Below are 13,980 nucleotides of genomic sequence, written 5' to 3'. Positions count from 1 at the left end.
CGTTGCCGTCCCAACTACGAATCTATCCCCAACGTATCCCACAACGCATTCACGCGCTGCTTGACCTCGGGGTCCTGCACAATAGGACTGCCCCATTCGCGATCAGTTTCACCGGGCCACTTGTTGGTGGCATCCAGCCCCATCTTCGAACCCAATCCGGACACCGGCGAGGCGAAGTCCAGGTAATCAATGGGGGTGTTATCCACCAGCACGGTATCCCGGCTCGGGTCCATGCGGGTGGTGATTGCCCAGATGACATCCTTCCAGTCCCGCGCATTGACATCATCATCCACCACAATCACAAACTTGGTGTACATGAACTGACGCAGGAACGACCAGACGCCCATCATCACCCGCTTGGCGTGACCGGGGTACTGTTTCTTCATGGTCACCACCGCCATGCGGTAGGAGCAACCCTCTGGCGGCAGATAGAAGTCCACAATTTCCGGGAACTGCTTGCGCAGAATCGGCACGAACACCTCGTTCAGTGCCACGCCGAGAATGGCCGGTTCATCCGGCGGGCGGCCGGTGTAGGTACTGTGATAAATCGGATCTTTGCGGTGGGTGATGCGCTCCACGGTAAAGACCGGGAACCGATCCACCTCGTTGTAGTAACCGGTATGATCCCCAAACGGCCCCTCATCGGCCATATCGTCCGGGGCGAGATAGCCTTCCAGAATGAATTCGGCGGAGGCGGGCACCTGAAGGTCGTTGGTCTGGCTTTTCACCACTTCGGTTTTGTCGCCCCGCAACAATCCGGCGAACCCGTACTCGGACAAAGTGTCTGGTACTGGTGTGACCGCGCCAAGAATGGTGGCCGGGTCCGCGCCCAGCGCGATGGAGACCGGGAAGGGCTCACCCGGGTGGGCTTTCTGCCAGTCCCGAAAATCCAGAGCGCCGCCGCGGTGGGCGAGCCAGCGCATGATCAACCGGTTCTTGCCGATCTTCTGCATCCGGTAGATGCCCAGGTTCTGTCGCTCTTTTTCCGGGCCCCGGGTAATCACCAGCGGCCAGGTGACCAGCGGGCCGGCATCGCCCGGCCAGCAGGTCTGAACGGGGAGCCTGTCCAGATCCACCGCGTCGCCTTCCAGTACCACTTCCTGACAGGGCGCCTTGCGCACGACCTTCGGGCCCATGTTGAGGACCTGTTTGAAAATCGGCAGTTTCTCCCAGGCGTCTTTGAAGCCTTTGGGGGGCTCGGGCTCTTTCAGAAAGGCGAGCAGCTTGCCCACTTCCTGCAGGGCTTCCACGGATTCTTCACCCATGCCCAGCGCCACCCGCTCAGGAGTGCCGAACAGGTTGCCCAGCAACGGAATATCGTAGCCCTTGGGGTTTTCAAACAGCAGGGCGGGGCCACCGGCACGCAGGGTGCGGTCGCAGATTTCCGTGATTTCCAGGTAGGGATCGACTTCGGCGGTGATGCGTTTGAGTTCGCCGCGTTGTTCGAGCAGGTGGATGAAGTCTCGGAGGTCGCGGTATTTCATAGGCGAGGGGCGTCGAGGGAGATTATGTTAGGGGCGTTTTGGTAACGGCGGATGCGCGTCGTGGTGTGGTTACGGCGGATGCGGCCGTTGGCCTCCGATGCGTCGGACCGATCCGCCCTACGCCTGCCACGGCAGGCCGCATCCGCCGTTGCCCAACGTTTACTTCCGCTTCATGGACAGGAAGAACTCATCATTGGTCTTGAAGTCCTTCAGCTTGTCCACCAGGAACTCGGTCGCGGCCACGTCTTCCATGTCGTGCAGCAGGCGGCGCAGAATCCAGGCGCGCTGCATTTCATCTTCCTTCATCAACAGGTCTTCGCGGCGGGTGCCGGAGCGACGTACGTTGATTGCCGGGTAAATACGCTTCTCGGCGATTTTCCGATCAAGGTGCAGTTCCAGGTTGCCGGTGCCTTTGAATTCCTCGTAAATCACTTCGTCCATCTTCGAGCCGGTGTCGACCAGCGCGGTGGCGATGATGGTCAGGCTGCCGCCCTCTTCAATATTCCGGGCCGCACCGAAGAAACGCTTGGGGCGCTCCAGGGCGTGGGCGTCCACACCACCGGTCAGCACTTTACCGGAGGAGGGGATCACGGTGTTGTAAGCGCGGGCGAGACGGGTGATGGAGTCGAGCAGAATGATCACGTCTTTCTTGTGTTCCACCAGGCGCTTGGCCCGCTCGATCACCATGTCGGCGACCTGCACGTGACGGGCCGGCGGCTCGTCAAAGGTGGAGGCGACCACTTCGCCGCGCACCGAGCGCTGCATTTCGGTCACTTCTTCCGGACGCTCGTCAATCAGCAGAACGATCAGGTGGCACTCGGGGTTGTTGCGGGTAATTGCCTGGGCAATGTTCTGCATCATCAGGGTCTTACCGGCTTTGGGCGGTGCCACGATCAGGCCGCGCTGGCCTTTGCCGATGGGAGAAATCAGATCGATGATGCGCGGGGTCAGATCTTCGGTGGAACCGTTACCGGCTTCCAGGCGCAGACGCTCATCGGGGAACAGGGGGGTGAGGTTTTCAAACAGGATTTTGTGCTTGGAGCTTTCGGGCTTGTCAAAGTTGATCTCGTTGACCTTGAGGAGGGCGAAGTAGCGCTCGCCTTCCTTCGGGGGTCGGATCTTGCCCGCAATGGTGTCGCCGGTGCGTAGGTTGAAGCGGCGAATCTGGCTGGGGGAGACATAGATGTCATCCGGGCCGGCCAGGTAAGAGCTGTCGGCCGAGCGCAAAAAGCCAAAGCCATCCTGCAGAATTTCCAGGACGCCGTCGCCGTAGATGTCTTCACCGCTTTTGGCGTGGCGCTTTAGGATATTGAAGATGATGTCCTGCTTGCGCGAACGGGCCATGCTTTCCAGCCCCATTTCCCGCGCGATGTCGATCAGTTCTTCGATGGGTTTGGTTTTCAGGTCGGTTAAATTCATACAGTGTGACTTTGGTGTGAAGGTTAATGGATTTGTTGTTGCACGAAAATTGTGATTCTGAGCGTGCGGGACTGGCGGTGCCGGGGTGCTGTTATCTCTGCTTACAGGCTGACTGCAGGCCAGGGTGGCTGAGCCACAGAGCGCCGAAACAGGGAGAACAAGCGGGAATTTATTGGAAATCAACTGGCGTTTCAGTCAACTCCCCGGAGCTGCCCATCGATTTGGCTGGTCCATCGATCTGGATGGTGGTTCAGAGCTGAATCAAGGCCGGGCAAACATCGAATGAAGGGAGTATAGCGATAAACGCCGGGTAGTGCAAAGGCGCCGGTCACTGGTCGCCGTGCGCCCGGCAGCCACCCGCCAGGCGGGGGCTACCGACGGGGTTCGGGCTTACAGAGCGCCTTCGATAAACTCGACCAGCTGCTGCTTGGACAGTGCGCCCACCTTGGTAGAGTCCGGCTCGCCGTTCTTGAAGATGATCAGCGTCGGAATACCACGGATGTTGAACTTGCCCGGGACTTCTTTGTTAGCGTCCACATCCATCTTGGTGATCTTGATCTTGTCACCATGGGTGCCGGCCAGCTCGTCCAGGATCGGGGCGATCATTTTGCAGGGACCGCACCAGGCCGCCCAGAAATCCACCAGAACAGGCTTGTCGGCCTTCAGGACTTCGGCGTCGAAGCTCTCGTCAGTGACGTGCACAATAGCGTCGCTACTCATAAAGCTGTGTCTCCAAATCGGTATCGTGAGTGAAGCGGTGTCGACCGCGCCAAGCGGGTCGTGGCCGCTTTATACGTGTGCCAGCATAATAAGGATTGCACCGCGGCCAGGCAAGGGGCAAAAAGCAATGGCGCTTATAAATGCCAACAATATAAAAACCTATGCTGGTAGTAACGTTTAATTATATATGGGGGTGATTGGCGGAATTTCAATGTCCCTGGCGGGCTCAGTCCCGGTACTCCTCGAGGGCCTCGAAGGGGCGGTTCAGGTCCTCAACCCGGGGGGCCAGAGCGTCCAGGTCCTCATCGTCCCCCTCGACCCTTGAGGCCGCGGTGGGCAGGAGCACCCGGAAGCACACCCCGGCGACATCCAGCGGCGTAAAGGTGAGCTTGCCGCCTTTGCGCCGGGGCTGTACCTCCAGGGCCCAGCGGGGAGTAGCCGGGTTTTGAGGGTCCAGTCGGGTCTCCCTGCCCCCGGAGGGGTCCAGCTCGAGGGCGAGGGTATCCTGACTGCCCGTCGGGGTCAGCTCCACGCGGGTGATGGCCTGGTCGAAATCCCACTCCAGCATTGCCGCTTCCGGCGCGGAGGAGCCGCTTAGGGTCTGGGCCCGCCGACACTGGGGTTGACCGTCCTCGTTCAGGGTGACTTCAATCACTTCGGTGGTCAGTTGGCCGTCGGCCAGGGCGATGCGCAGAGAATAGTAGGCGGGCCGGTTTTCGACGTTCTCGACCTTTACCCGACCTTCATAGCCTTTGACGATCTCCTGGACAAAGAACAATCCGAGCCCCTTGCCGTGGTGTTCCCGGGCGCGGCGGGTGGAGTAGCCGAGCTGGAAAATCTGCTCCATGGCGTCGGGCTCGATGTGGGGGCCCCGGTTGTACACCGCGAGCTCGACCCGGGCGCCCTGCTGGCCGAGGGTGAGCGCGACGCGGTTGTACTTGGATTTGGCCTTTTTGCGGGCAAAGAACTGGGCGTTCTTCAGCAGGTTTTCCAGCATCAGGACAAAGTGGTTTTCGTTGCCGAGCAGGCTGTCGGTCGGGTCCAGATAGGCCCGAAACTGGGGGTCGTCGTCCAGTACCAACCGCTCGGTTGAGCCCTCATCCAGGGCTTCGAGCCGGCTTGGTGATTCCTGCAGCAGGGGCGCGAGCGCCTTCAGTGTGGCCCGCCTCGGCCGGTAATCCGGGCGATGGGGTACGGCTTCGGAGGCATCGTCGTTCAGCAGGCGCTGGTAGTAGTGCTCCTCACACTCGCACAGCTGGTTGCCAATGTGCAGGGCAATGTTGTCCGTGGTGGACAGGTCCAGCAGGTCCCACAGATAGCGCATCGCCTCGAAGGCGTCGCGGTCTCGGCCATGAGTCTCCTCGTCCGGATATTGATCCTGTTCCAGGTGGCTCTGTAAGGCGGTCTGCACCTTGTCAAAGCAGATGACTCCGTTGTGACGCACTTCGGCGGCGATGCTTTTGAAGTGCAGAAACTTTTCGTCGTACTCGATATATTCCAGCAGCTTCTCGCTGATAAACAGTTTCAGTTTGTCCGCGTGACCGGCATAGGTGTGGGCTTTGAGTTGCAGTTGCTTCTTGCTCTGCCAGACCTGGTTCAGCTCGGTGCGCAAGCGCTCGATATCCCGGTCAAAGGCCCGCAGGCGCCGGCTGTGGTGGAACACGTCGCGCAGGATCAGCAGGGCGAAGACCAGCAGCGCCGCCAGTTTGACCTCCAACTCCTGAAGCAGTGGGTGCAGACGGTAGCCCTCGGGCATCAGCCCCAGCTCGCGCAACAGCTGGGGCTCGCCCGCCGCCAGCAGGTAGGCGCCCAGCGCCAACCCGGCCAGGCTGCTCAGCCAGGGAAAGGCCAGCCGGCGCGGGCGTACCGACGGCGGGTGGGACGCGGTGTTGAGGTCAGTATTCTCGGGGTCGGCCACGGTGTGGCTCCTTACTCTGATTGGACCGGCTTCCAGCAATAGGCACCCAGGTCCCCAAAGGTGACGATCCCTTCGCCTCGCTGACACAGGGCCATGAAGTCCCGCTCTGGCTCGGCCTGCTGAACGGCGTGGCGCAGGGTTTTGATGTGCTGGCGGTAGTTGGCGTAGGAAAATCGTTCCGGGTCGGCCTCCAATGCCTCGGCCATCTGCAGGGTGGATACCGGCCGGGGGGACGCCTCCACCAGGTAGCGCAGAATTTTCCGGGGCGTCGGGCCCAGCGGACGGCGGGGGTTGTTGGGGTTCATCAGCTTGTGGCCGTGCCAGAAGACTTCCCAGGTGAGCTTATCCAGGGTCAGAGGCCCGCTGGTGAGCTGTTCGGTTTTGGGGGCTTCACGCTGACGCAGAGCCGCCTTGATCCGCCAGCACAAGACCGCTTCGATATTGCGTTGATGCTTGGCGATGAAGTCCTGTATGCCCCCCTGCTCGAACGCACTCTGCTCAATATCCGTGCCGCTGTACTCGGACAGGTACACCTGGGGCACGTCGGGCCACTTGCGTTGCAGTGCCCGGGACACCGAGGCGCCGGCGCTGTCCCGGCCGTTCATCTGGGCGTCCAGCAGGGCAATATCCGGTGCCTGGCCGGCGCCGCTCTGCTTGATGTGCTGACAGGCCGCTTCGGCAAACCGGAAGACGCGCACACGGGTGGGCCGGCCATCGAAATCGGTGGCCTCGAGCACCGGCTGGAACTTCTCGATCCAGTGGGACTGATCTTCAACCCAGAGTATGTCTGCCATGGCCAAAGTGTAGCATTGGCTGCCAGAAAGGCTGTGATGGCGGTCACTGTTGGGCAAAGCCGCCCGCTTCTGAGGCGGCATAAACCGCCTTGCCTGGCCAACTCACCGATTTTTCACCGACGTTCGCGATACTTCGACTCAAGCCAATCCGCTGGTTGGCACATTCATTGATTCGGAGGATTCATCATGTTCAATCAACTACTGACCCTCTGGTCGGATTCGCCGGCGCTCTCGCTGGCGATCTGGCTGGTGATTCTGGTGGTGGTGCTCTATCTGGGGCGCCGCCACGCCCATCAACTGTTTCGCGCCAGTGGCCGGGCCGTGCATGGGGCCATGCGCCTGTGGAGCCGGTCCATCGGTCAATTGGAGCATCGCCTGGTGGCGCGCAACCGGGACGTGCTACTGGCCATGGGGCGCCGCTCGGCGGAAGCCGCCATTGAGCGGGACTTCAACCGGGTGCACACCATCATGGAGCGGGATCTGAGCCGCTACCCCAATCTGCACCGCAAGATTGCCGACGCCATCGAGAAGATCGAGGCCGACTATCAGGAGGCCAGCGATGCGCCGCCGCTACCACCGGCCTGGTCGGAGGTGATCGAAACTGTCTCCGGCCTGCCCGGCAGCAGTGACCCGGCGGTACACAAGGTGTTGGAAAATATCCGTGAGGTGATTGAAGACGCCCATAAAGAGACCTTGAAGCTGTACCAGAAAAGCAGTCGGGAGCGGCACCGGATTCTGGCCGGGATGCAGCCCCAGTGGCGCTCCCTGGATCAGAACCTGAGCCAGGTGAAGCAGACCATTGATGGGCTGGATGAACGCAGCAAGACCATTGATGAGCAGATGCAGGAATACGCGGCGATTCGTGCCGGGGAAGACAAAGCGGTGAATTCCCTGACCGCGTCCTCCATGACCCAGTTTCTGATTGCCGGACTGGTACTGGCCGTTGCCCTGATGGGCGGGCTGATCAACTTCCACCTGATTGCCATGCCCATGTCGGAGATGGTCGGCAGCAATAGTTATGTGGGGTCCATGCGCATTTCGGACGTTGCCGCGCTGGTGATCATTCTGCTGGAAGTGGCCATGGGGGTGTTCCTGCTGGAGTCCCTGCGGATCACCCATCTGTTCCCGATCATCGGCAGCATGGATGACCGGATGCGCCGGCGGATGATGATTGTCAGCCTGACGCTGCTGACCATCTTGGCCAGCATTGAAGCCTCCCTGGCCTATATGCGCGACCTCCTGGCTCTGGACCGCGAGGCGCTCAACCAGACCCTGACCGGAGCCGCCGTGGTGGAGGCCCAGTTCCGCTGGATTCCCTCCATCGGTCAGATGGTGCTCGGTTTCATTCTGCCGTTCGTGCTGGCGTTTGTGGCGATTCCGCTGGAGTCGTTCATTCACTCCCTGCGCACCGTGGTGGGGGTGATGGTGGTGGCACTGCTGCGGGGGCTGCGTCTGATCGTCCGCCTGGTGGGCGGCATGGCCAATCATCTGAGCAAGATGCTGGTGCACCTGTACGACATGCTCATTGTGGTCCCTCTGGCCATCGAGCAGTGGGTGAACCGCCCGCGTTCCAGTGAGCGCAAAGCCGACCGGGAGGACCCGCCCTGGGATGACAGTGAGGACTTGGAAGCGACCAAAGTGGTGGGGGTGAAGCCATGAAGCGAACTGTGGAAACAGCCATGAAGCGTACGACGAAGATAACCATGAACCGTTATTACGGTTGGCTCCGGCGCGGCGCTGTCCTCGCCGCGCTGATCGGTGCGCTGAGCGTGATCAGCGCCTGCAGCGACACCCAGCGGCCGGACAACCGCGCCGTGTATCTGCTGCTGGATACCTCCGGGACCTACACCGAGGAGCTGGACAAAGCCCAGTCATTGATTGCCTATCTGCTGGGCAGCCTGGACAGCGGTGACTCCATAGCGGTGGCCCTGATTGACGGCGGCAGCTTTACCGAGAAAAACATCGTTGCCAAAGTCACCTTTGACGATCGTCCGAGCGTGGCCAACGGTCAGAAGCGGGCCTTCAAGGAAACCCTGGATGAGGTGTTGGGGGGTATCGAGCGAGGTGCCGCCAATACCGACATCACCGGCGGGGTGATTCAGGGCCACGACTATCTGACCGAAACCGGCGCCGGGCAGCGCTACCTGTTCGTATTCTCCGATCTGGAGGAAGATCTTCAGGAAGGGCAGATTCGGGACTTCCCCATCGACATGTCCGGGGTGGAAGTGGTTGCCCTGAATGTCACCAAACTGCGCCGGGACAATATCGACCCCCGGGACTACGCCAAGCGCCTGGAGCACTGGCAGGGCCGGGTGGAATCCGGCGGCGGCCAGTGGCGGGTGATCAATGATCTTGAGCGTTTGGGCGAAATGATTCAGTGGCGTTAGTAGAGGCATTGGTGGATGAGTCCGAGTAGGTCGGATTAGGCCAAAGGCCGTAATCCGACACAATACAGACGCCCTTGTCGGATTACGGCCTCCGGCCTAATCCGACCTACGTGGGGTACGGTTGTCCCGCCCCGGCTTTGGATATACCGTCTAAACCCGGAAATGCGCGATCTGTGTTGATAAATGCCGCGACAACTCATTGAGATCCCGCGCGGTTTTGGTGGACCCCTGAGCACTCTGGTGCGCCCCCTGGACCAGCTCCACCACCCGCTCGATGTTCTTGTTGATCTCCTCGGCGGCGTAGCTCTGCTCCTCGGCCGCCGTGGCGATCTGGGCATTCATCTCACTGATGCTGGCCACGGCCCGGGTAATTTCGGCAATCGCCTCACCGGCCTCACCGGCACTGGCCACGGTATTCTGGGCCTGTTCCTGGCTGGCCGCCATGGCGGACATGGCGTTGGCGGCGCCGGCTTGCACCGCATCGATGATTTCCGCGATCTCCCGGGTGGAGTCCTGGGTCCGACGGGCGAGAGTGCGCACCTCATCGGCCACCACCGCAAAGCCGCGCCCCTGCTCACCGGCCCGAGCCGCCTCAATGGCGGCATTGAGGGCCAAGAGGTTGGTCTGCTCGGCGACGTTCTGAATCACTTCGAGCACACTGCCAATCCGGTTGGTTTCACCCTCGAGCTGACGCATGGCCTCGGCCACGGAATTCACATCGTTGGACAGATGATTGATCGAATCCAGCGTGGACTCCATCACCGAGCGCCCACGTCGCGCTCCCTCATCGGCCTGATTGGCCGCCTCGGCGGCCCCGGAGGCGTTGTTGGCCACCTCCTGCACCGTGGATGACATCTCGTTGACCGCCGTGGCCACCTGATCGGTGGACTGTTCGGTATCACCGGTCAGCCGGGTGATTTCATCGGCGTTCAGGTTGATGTGCTCGGAGGCGCGGTTGAGTTTGAGCGCCGAGTCTTTTACCGAACCGATGACACCGCCCATCTCCGATTGTAACCGGGTCAGGTTGTCGCTCAGTTGTCCCAGTTCATCGGCCCGCTGAATACGCACCTTGCCGGTGAAATCCCCCTGGGCCATTTCCTGAATATGGTCCATGAGAACTTTGAGTGGGCGCAGGAAGGCGGCCCGCAGCGTCCACCACAGCAACACCACCACCAGCAGGGCGACGCTCGCAATGGCCACTTGCGACCAGAAGCTGACCTGGGCGCTGCCCTGTTCGACCTCGCGGGTGAGGGTGGAGACGGTGGTGCTGATGTGCTCTGCAGCGTCGTTCAGCAGCCGACTGGGCTCCCGGTCGATGCCGGAGACGGCGTTATCGCCCACTGTCGGGTCGTAGTTGTTGGCGCTGAAGGCTTCAAAGCCGGCGCGGTATTCGCGGAACAGTGTCTGGTGGGCGTCGAGAAAGTCGGCCACTTCCTGGCGCACGGGGCTCGGTTCCATTTGGCTGAGCAGTGCCTGCCCTTCGTCCTGGATGATGTTGTGCTGTTCTTCGAACTGGTTCCAGTACCGTGCGCGTCGGCTGTCGTCGTAGCCACGCAGGAGGACGTTTTTCCATTCCTGAACCTGGACTTTGAAGTCGAAGTTCATCTGGTTGATGGCTCGTTCCTGGGCGATGTTGACGGTAATCAGTTCGTTGTAGCGGTCCAGCCGCTGGTTCAACTGACTGATGGCGATCACCGCCGTCACCAGCAAGCCCCCCAACCCGAGCCCCACCACGGCCATCAGCCGAGTCTGCATGCTGCGCTTGATCCAGTTCATTTTAGAACTCCTTTAAAACTTGTAAGCCGGGGCTGGTCGAGTATGTCGCAGTCGGAAAGCCCGGAGCACTTGGGGTGAACCCTTCCAAGACACGCCGTAAACCCATCCCTGGGGGCTCGACGCGCGGAGTCCCTCCGCTTACGGTCTTGGAAGGGTTCACCCCAAGCGCTCCTCAATGCCAGTATCAATCGCCGTGAACTCGAAGCACTTAAACCCAAATATAGAAGGTTTATCGGCTGAAGGGCGTAATCCTTGATTGGCCGATAATAAAGTAGTCTGAGTAGGTCGGATTCGGCCGAAGGCCGCAATCCGACGTCGAGTGCCAAGCGTCGGGTTAAGCGCTGCGCGCTCCGATACGTCGGACCGACCCGACCTACGCGAGTTTGATGTGAAGCGCGAAAGAGGGTGGTGAGCGTTTAGGTTTGTCGATGGCACTGAGGTCCGGGGTGGGGTGTATCTATCCCGGACCGTAAGCGGAGGGACTCCGCGCGTCGAGCCCCCAGGGATGGGTTTACGGCGTGTCCGGGATAGATACACCCCACCCCGGACCGGACTCGCTTCGAAGCTAAGAGGCTATCGCAGTTAATACTTGGGCTTGATGGTCTTCACACCCTCAGCGGTGCCAAGCAACAACACATCGGCGCCGCGTCGGGCGAACAGGCCGTTGGTGACTACCCCGGCGATCTGGTTGATCTCCGCCTCCAGCTTCTTCGGCTCCATAATCTCCAGATGATGCACATCCAAAATCACATTCCCGTTATCCGTCACCACACCCGTGCGATACACCGGATCACCGCCCAGCTTCACCAACTCGCGCGCCACATAAGAGCGCGCCATCGGAATCACCTCCACCGGTAGCGGGAAAGCGCCCAATACATCCACCCACTTGCTCTCATCAGCGATACAGACAAACTCCCGGGATACCGCCGTGACGATCTTCTCCCGGGTCAGCGCCGCGCCACCGCCCTTGATCAGCTCCAACTGGGCGTTGCTCTCATCGGCGCCATCAACGTACACCAGCAGCTCGCTGACCTCATTCAGGTCATACACCGTGATGCCCAGCTTCTGCAGACGCTCCGCCGAGGCATCCGAGCTGGCCACGGCGCCCGCGAAATCGTCTTTGAGCTTACCGAGAGCGTCGATAAAGCAATTGGCGGTGGAGCCGGTGCCCACGCCGATGATGCTGTCGCGCTGAAGTTTCGAGGCGATGTAGTCGACGGCGGCCTGGCCGACTGCCTTCTTGAGTTCGTCCTGGGTCATGGTCACCTCGCTGTTGTGGATGCGCGCATTATACGCGATGGATGCCAGCGGTTCGCAAATTGTTTACCATGGGGGTTTGCCGTCTCACACAGCTTTGGTGCAATACACTCCTATGCCCGATTCCTACATCAAACGTATCCTCAATGCCCGCATCTACGACCTCGCCGTCGAGACGCCACTCGATCCGGCGCCGCTGTTGTCCCAGCGCACCGGCAATCAGGTGTTGCTCAAGCGCGAGGACCTGCAGCCGGTGTTCTCCTTCAAAATCCGGGGCGCCTACAACAAGTTGCTGCAACTGAGCCCAGAGCAGAAGGCGAAGGGCGTGATTGCGGCCTCGGCGGGCAACCACGCCCAGGGGCTGGCGATGGGTGCACATCATCTGGGCATCAAGGCCACCATTGTGATGCCGCGTACCACGCCGCCGATCAAGGTGGACGCTGTGCGCGCCCGTGGGGGCAAGGTGGTCCTGCATGGGGACAGCTACGATGAAGCTTCGGCCCACGCCAAAAAACTGGTGGAAGAAAAGGGCATGACCTATATCCACCCGTTCGACGACCCGGACGTGATTGCCGGGCAGGGCACGGTGGCGATGGAGATTCTGCGCCAGTACCCGGGCCATATCGATGCGATCTTTGTCGCCGTCGGTGGGGGTGGTCTCTGCGCCGGTGTGGCGGCCTACGTGAAATACGTGCGCCCGGATGTGAAAGTCATTGCGGTGGAGTCCGATGAATCCGCCTCGCTCAAGGCCGCGATGGAGAAAAAGCGGCGGGTGACTCTGCCCCAGGTGGGCATCTTTGCCGATGGGGTGGCGGTGGCCCAGATCGGCAAGGAAACCTTCCGGGTGATCCGCAAGACCATTGACGGGGTGATCACCGTCAATACCGATGAAATCTGTGCCGGTATCAAGGACATTTTTGAAGACACCCGCTCCATCGCCGAGCCCGCCGGCGCCATCAGCGTGGCGGGCATGAAAAAGTATGTGGCGGAGAACGGCATTACCGGTCAGACCTTCGTTGCCATCGATTGCGGGGCGAACATCAACTTCGACCGGTTGCGCTACATTTCCGAGCGCACGGAAATCGGTGAGCAGCGAGAGGCCATTCTGGCGGTCACCATTCCGGAGCGCCCGGGTGCCTATAAAGAGTTCTGTAAGGCACTGGGTAAGCGCAATATCACCGAGTTCAATTACCGCTACGCGGATAGCCAGGAGGCGAAAATCTTTGTCGGCATCCAGGTGGGCAGCGGCGGCCACGACCGCGCCGAGCTGGTGTCCGAATTGCGCGAGCAGGGCTATGACCTGGTGGATATGACCGACAACGAAGTGGCCAAGATGCATATCCGCCACATGGTCGGCGGGCACGCGCCGAACGTGGGGGATGAAATGGTATTCCGCTTCGAGTTCCCGGAGCGTCCGGGAGCGCTGCTCGCCTTCCTCAATCGGGTGGCCGGGCACTGGAATATTTCCATGTTCCACTATCGCAACCACGGCGCCGCCTATGGGCGGGTGTTGATCGGTATGCAGGTGCCCAAGAAAGAGCGGGCACAGGTGCGCAAATTCCTGGATGAAATCAATTATCCCTATTGGGATGAAACCGACAACGAGGCCTATCAGTTCTTTCTGAGCTGAGGTGCATTGAGAATTGGTTGAGTCGGTGGATGACGGGCTTCGCCCTTATGCCACCCTACGTTCACATCGTAGCCCGTAGATCGGGTTAGCGCCTCGCGCGTAATCCGACATTCCGTGCCCAACCACGCTCACGCGGTTATTGTCGGATTACGCGCTGCGCGCTAATCCGACCTACTTCACGGTAGGGTGGTATAAGGGCGAAGCCCGTCATCCACCAAAAAAACCGCAAAACCCGCCCTAAAAATGTGATTTTCAACACATTTGCCTCAAAAAACGTCCATTTTTCCGACGTTTTTCTTGATCTGTCACGATTTTCGACTAACCTTAGACTTCGTTGCGATAAAACGGTACGCCAACAGGGAAATTTAGTTCTGGACGGATGTCGATAAACTGAATACCTGAACGGTTAAAAAAGAAGGTTCCGAATAAAATGAAAACCGATATCGTTACTCTGGTCATTTTTGTGTTCTGCCTGGGCGTGCTGATCAGTGCGCTGGATCTGGGCAGTTGGTTTGGTGATGACGACAGCAGCGCTGCCTCGGTGGTCCTGCAGCAGGCCGATAATTCCTAGCGCCCGTCGCTCAGCAACACCCAC

Annotated in this window: 11 protein-coding genes; 4 read left to right on the top strand and 7 right to left on the bottom strand. The window is 60.3% G+C overall.

Going from position 1 to position 13,980, the window contains the following annotated elements; translation table 11 throughout:
- Positions 1-14 precede the first annotated feature (14 nt).
- The 5 genes from ubiD to CMG77_RS05535 all read right to left on the bottom strand — a co-directional run bounded on the left by ubiD (position 15) and on the right by CMG77_RS05535 (position 6,335).
- Complete coding sequence (gene ubiD, locus CMG77_RS05555; RefSeq protein WP_286804106.1) at positions 15-1,484, bottom strand: 4-hydroxy-3-polyprenylbenzoate decarboxylase; 1,470 nt, start codon at positions 1,482-1,484, stop codon at positions 15-17.
- A 159-nt stretch (positions 1,485-1,643) separates the two neighbouring features.
- A complete protein-coding gene (rho, locus tag CMG77_RS05550; RefSeq protein WP_024461953.1) occupies positions 1,644-2,903 on the bottom strand; it encodes a transcription termination factor Rho in 1,260 nt (419 codons plus the stop codon).
- Between the two features lie 390 nt (positions 2,904-3,293).
- Positions 3,294-3,623: a thioredoxin TrxA gene (gene trxA / locus CMG77_RS05545; RefSeq protein WP_286804987.1), complete on the bottom strand. Its 330-nt coding sequence runs from the start codon at positions 3,621-3,623 to the stop codon at positions 3,294-3,296.
- Between the two features lie 226 nt (positions 3,624-3,849).
- The gene (locus tag CMG77_RS05540) at positions 3,850-5,541 is read right to left on the bottom strand and encodes a sensor histidine kinase (RefSeq protein ID WP_286804988.1); all 1,692 of its coding nucleotides are present in this window, start codon (positions 5,539-5,541) and stop codon (positions 3,850-3,852) included.
- An 11-nt stretch (positions 5,542-5,552) separates the two neighbouring features.
- Positions 5,553-6,335, bottom strand: a complete 783-nt coding sequence (locus CMG77_RS05535; RefSeq protein ID WP_286804990.1) for a response regulator transcription factor — start codon at positions 6,333-6,335, stop codon at positions 5,553-5,555.
- A gap of 186 nt (positions 6,336-6,521) precedes the next feature.
- Here CMG77_RS05535 and CMG77_RS05530 point away from each other — a divergent pair, with 186 nt between their 5' ends.
- The gene (locus CMG77_RS05530) at positions 6,522-7,994 is read left to right on the top strand and encodes a hypothetical protein (RefSeq protein ID WP_286804991.1); all 1,473 of its coding nucleotides are present in this window, start codon (positions 6,522-6,524) and stop codon (positions 7,992-7,994) included.
- A gap of 44 nt (positions 7,995-8,038) precedes the next feature.
- Positions 8,039-8,722, top strand: coding sequence for a vWA domain-containing protein (locus CMG77_RS05525; protein ID WP_286804993.1), 684 nt, complete (start codon positions 8,039-8,041; stop codon positions 8,720-8,722).
- A 150-nt stretch (positions 8,723-8,872) separates the two neighbouring features.
- On the opposite strand, the gene CMG77_RS05520 is transcribed toward CMG77_RS05525, so the two are convergent.
- Both CMG77_RS05520 and rpiA read right to left on the bottom strand, forming a co-directional pair.
- A complete protein-coding gene (locus CMG77_RS05520) occupies positions 8,873-10,498 on the bottom strand; it encodes a methyl-accepting chemotaxis protein (RefSeq protein WP_286804995.1) in 1,626 nt (541 codons plus the stop codon).
- Between the two features lie 582 nt (positions 10,499-11,080).
- Positions 11,081-11,758 (bottom strand): ribose-5-phosphate isomerase RpiA, encoded by a 678-nt coding sequence (gene rpiA, locus CMG77_RS05515; protein ID WP_286804996.1) that lies wholly within the window; start codon positions 11,756-11,758, stop codon positions 11,081-11,083.
- On the opposite strand from rpiA, the gene ilvA reads away from it, so the two are divergent.
- Both ilvA and CMG77_RS05505 read left to right on the top strand, forming a co-directional pair.
- The gene (ilvA, locus tag CMG77_RS05510) at positions 11,757-13,385 is read left to right on the top strand and encodes a threonine ammonia-lyase, biosynthetic (protein WP_339619392.1); all 1,629 of its coding nucleotides are present in this window, start codon (positions 11,757-11,759) and stop codon (positions 13,383-13,385) included. The two genes, rpiA and ilvA, sit on opposite strands and share 2 nt — an antisense overlap.
- 430 nt (positions 13,386-13,815) lie before the next feature.
- Positions 13,816-13,956, top strand: coding sequence for a hypothetical protein (locus CMG77_RS05505; protein ID WP_170162958.1), 141 nt, complete (start codon positions 13,816-13,818; stop codon positions 13,954-13,956).
- The last annotated feature ends 24 nt before the right edge of the window (positions 13,957-13,980 follow it).

It is taken from the genome of Marinimicrobium sp. (assembly GCF_002695945.1).
GTDB classification, from domain to species: domain Bacteria; phylum Pseudomonadota; class Gammaproteobacteria; order Pseudomonadales; family Cellvibrionaceae; genus Marinimicrobium; species Marinimicrobium koreense.
The sequence above is the reverse complement of the archived record's forward strand: the minus strand, read 5'-3'. Positions and strand labels throughout refer to the sequence as shown.

Excerpts from the sequence above, each read along its gene's own strand:
- CMG77_RS05505 (WP_170162958.1), top strand. The coding sequence starts at position 13,816 with ATGAAAACCGATATCGTTACTCTGGTCATTTTTGTGTTCTGCCTGGGC.
- rho (WP_024461953.1), bottom strand. The coding sequence starts at position 2,903 with ATGAATTTAACCGACCTGAAAACCAAACCCATCGAAGAACTGATCGAC.
- ubiD (WP_286804106.1), bottom strand. The coding sequence starts at position 1,484 with ATGAAATACCGCGACCTCCGAGACTTCATCCACCTGCTCGAACAACGC.
- trxA (WP_286804987.1), bottom strand. The coding sequence starts at position 3,623 with ATGAGTAGCGACGCTATTGTGCACGTCACTGACGAGAGCTTCGACGCC.
- CMG77_RS05525 (WP_286804993.1), top strand. The coding sequence starts at position 8,039 with ATGAACCGTTATTACGGTTGGCTCCGGCGCGGCGCTGTCCTCGCCGCG.
- CMG77_RS05535 (WP_286804990.1), bottom strand. The coding sequence starts at position 6,335 with ATGGCAGACATACTCTGGGTTGAAGATCAGTCCCACTGGATCGAGAAG.
- CMG77_RS05530 (WP_286804991.1), top strand. The coding sequence starts at position 6,522 with ATGTTCAATCAACTACTGACCCTCTGGTCGGATTCGCCGGCGCTCTCG.
- ilvA (WP_339619392.1), top strand. The coding sequence starts at position 11,757 with ATGGTCACCTCGCTGTTGTGGATGCGCGCATTATACGCGATGGATGCC.
- CMG77_RS05520 (WP_286804995.1), bottom strand. The coding sequence starts at position 10,498 with ATGAACTGGATCAAGCGCAGCATGCAGACTCGGCTGATGGCCGTGGTG.
- rpiA (WP_286804996.1), bottom strand. The coding sequence starts at position 11,758 with ATGACCCAGGACGAACTCAAGAAGGCAGTCGGCCAGGCCGCCGTCGAC.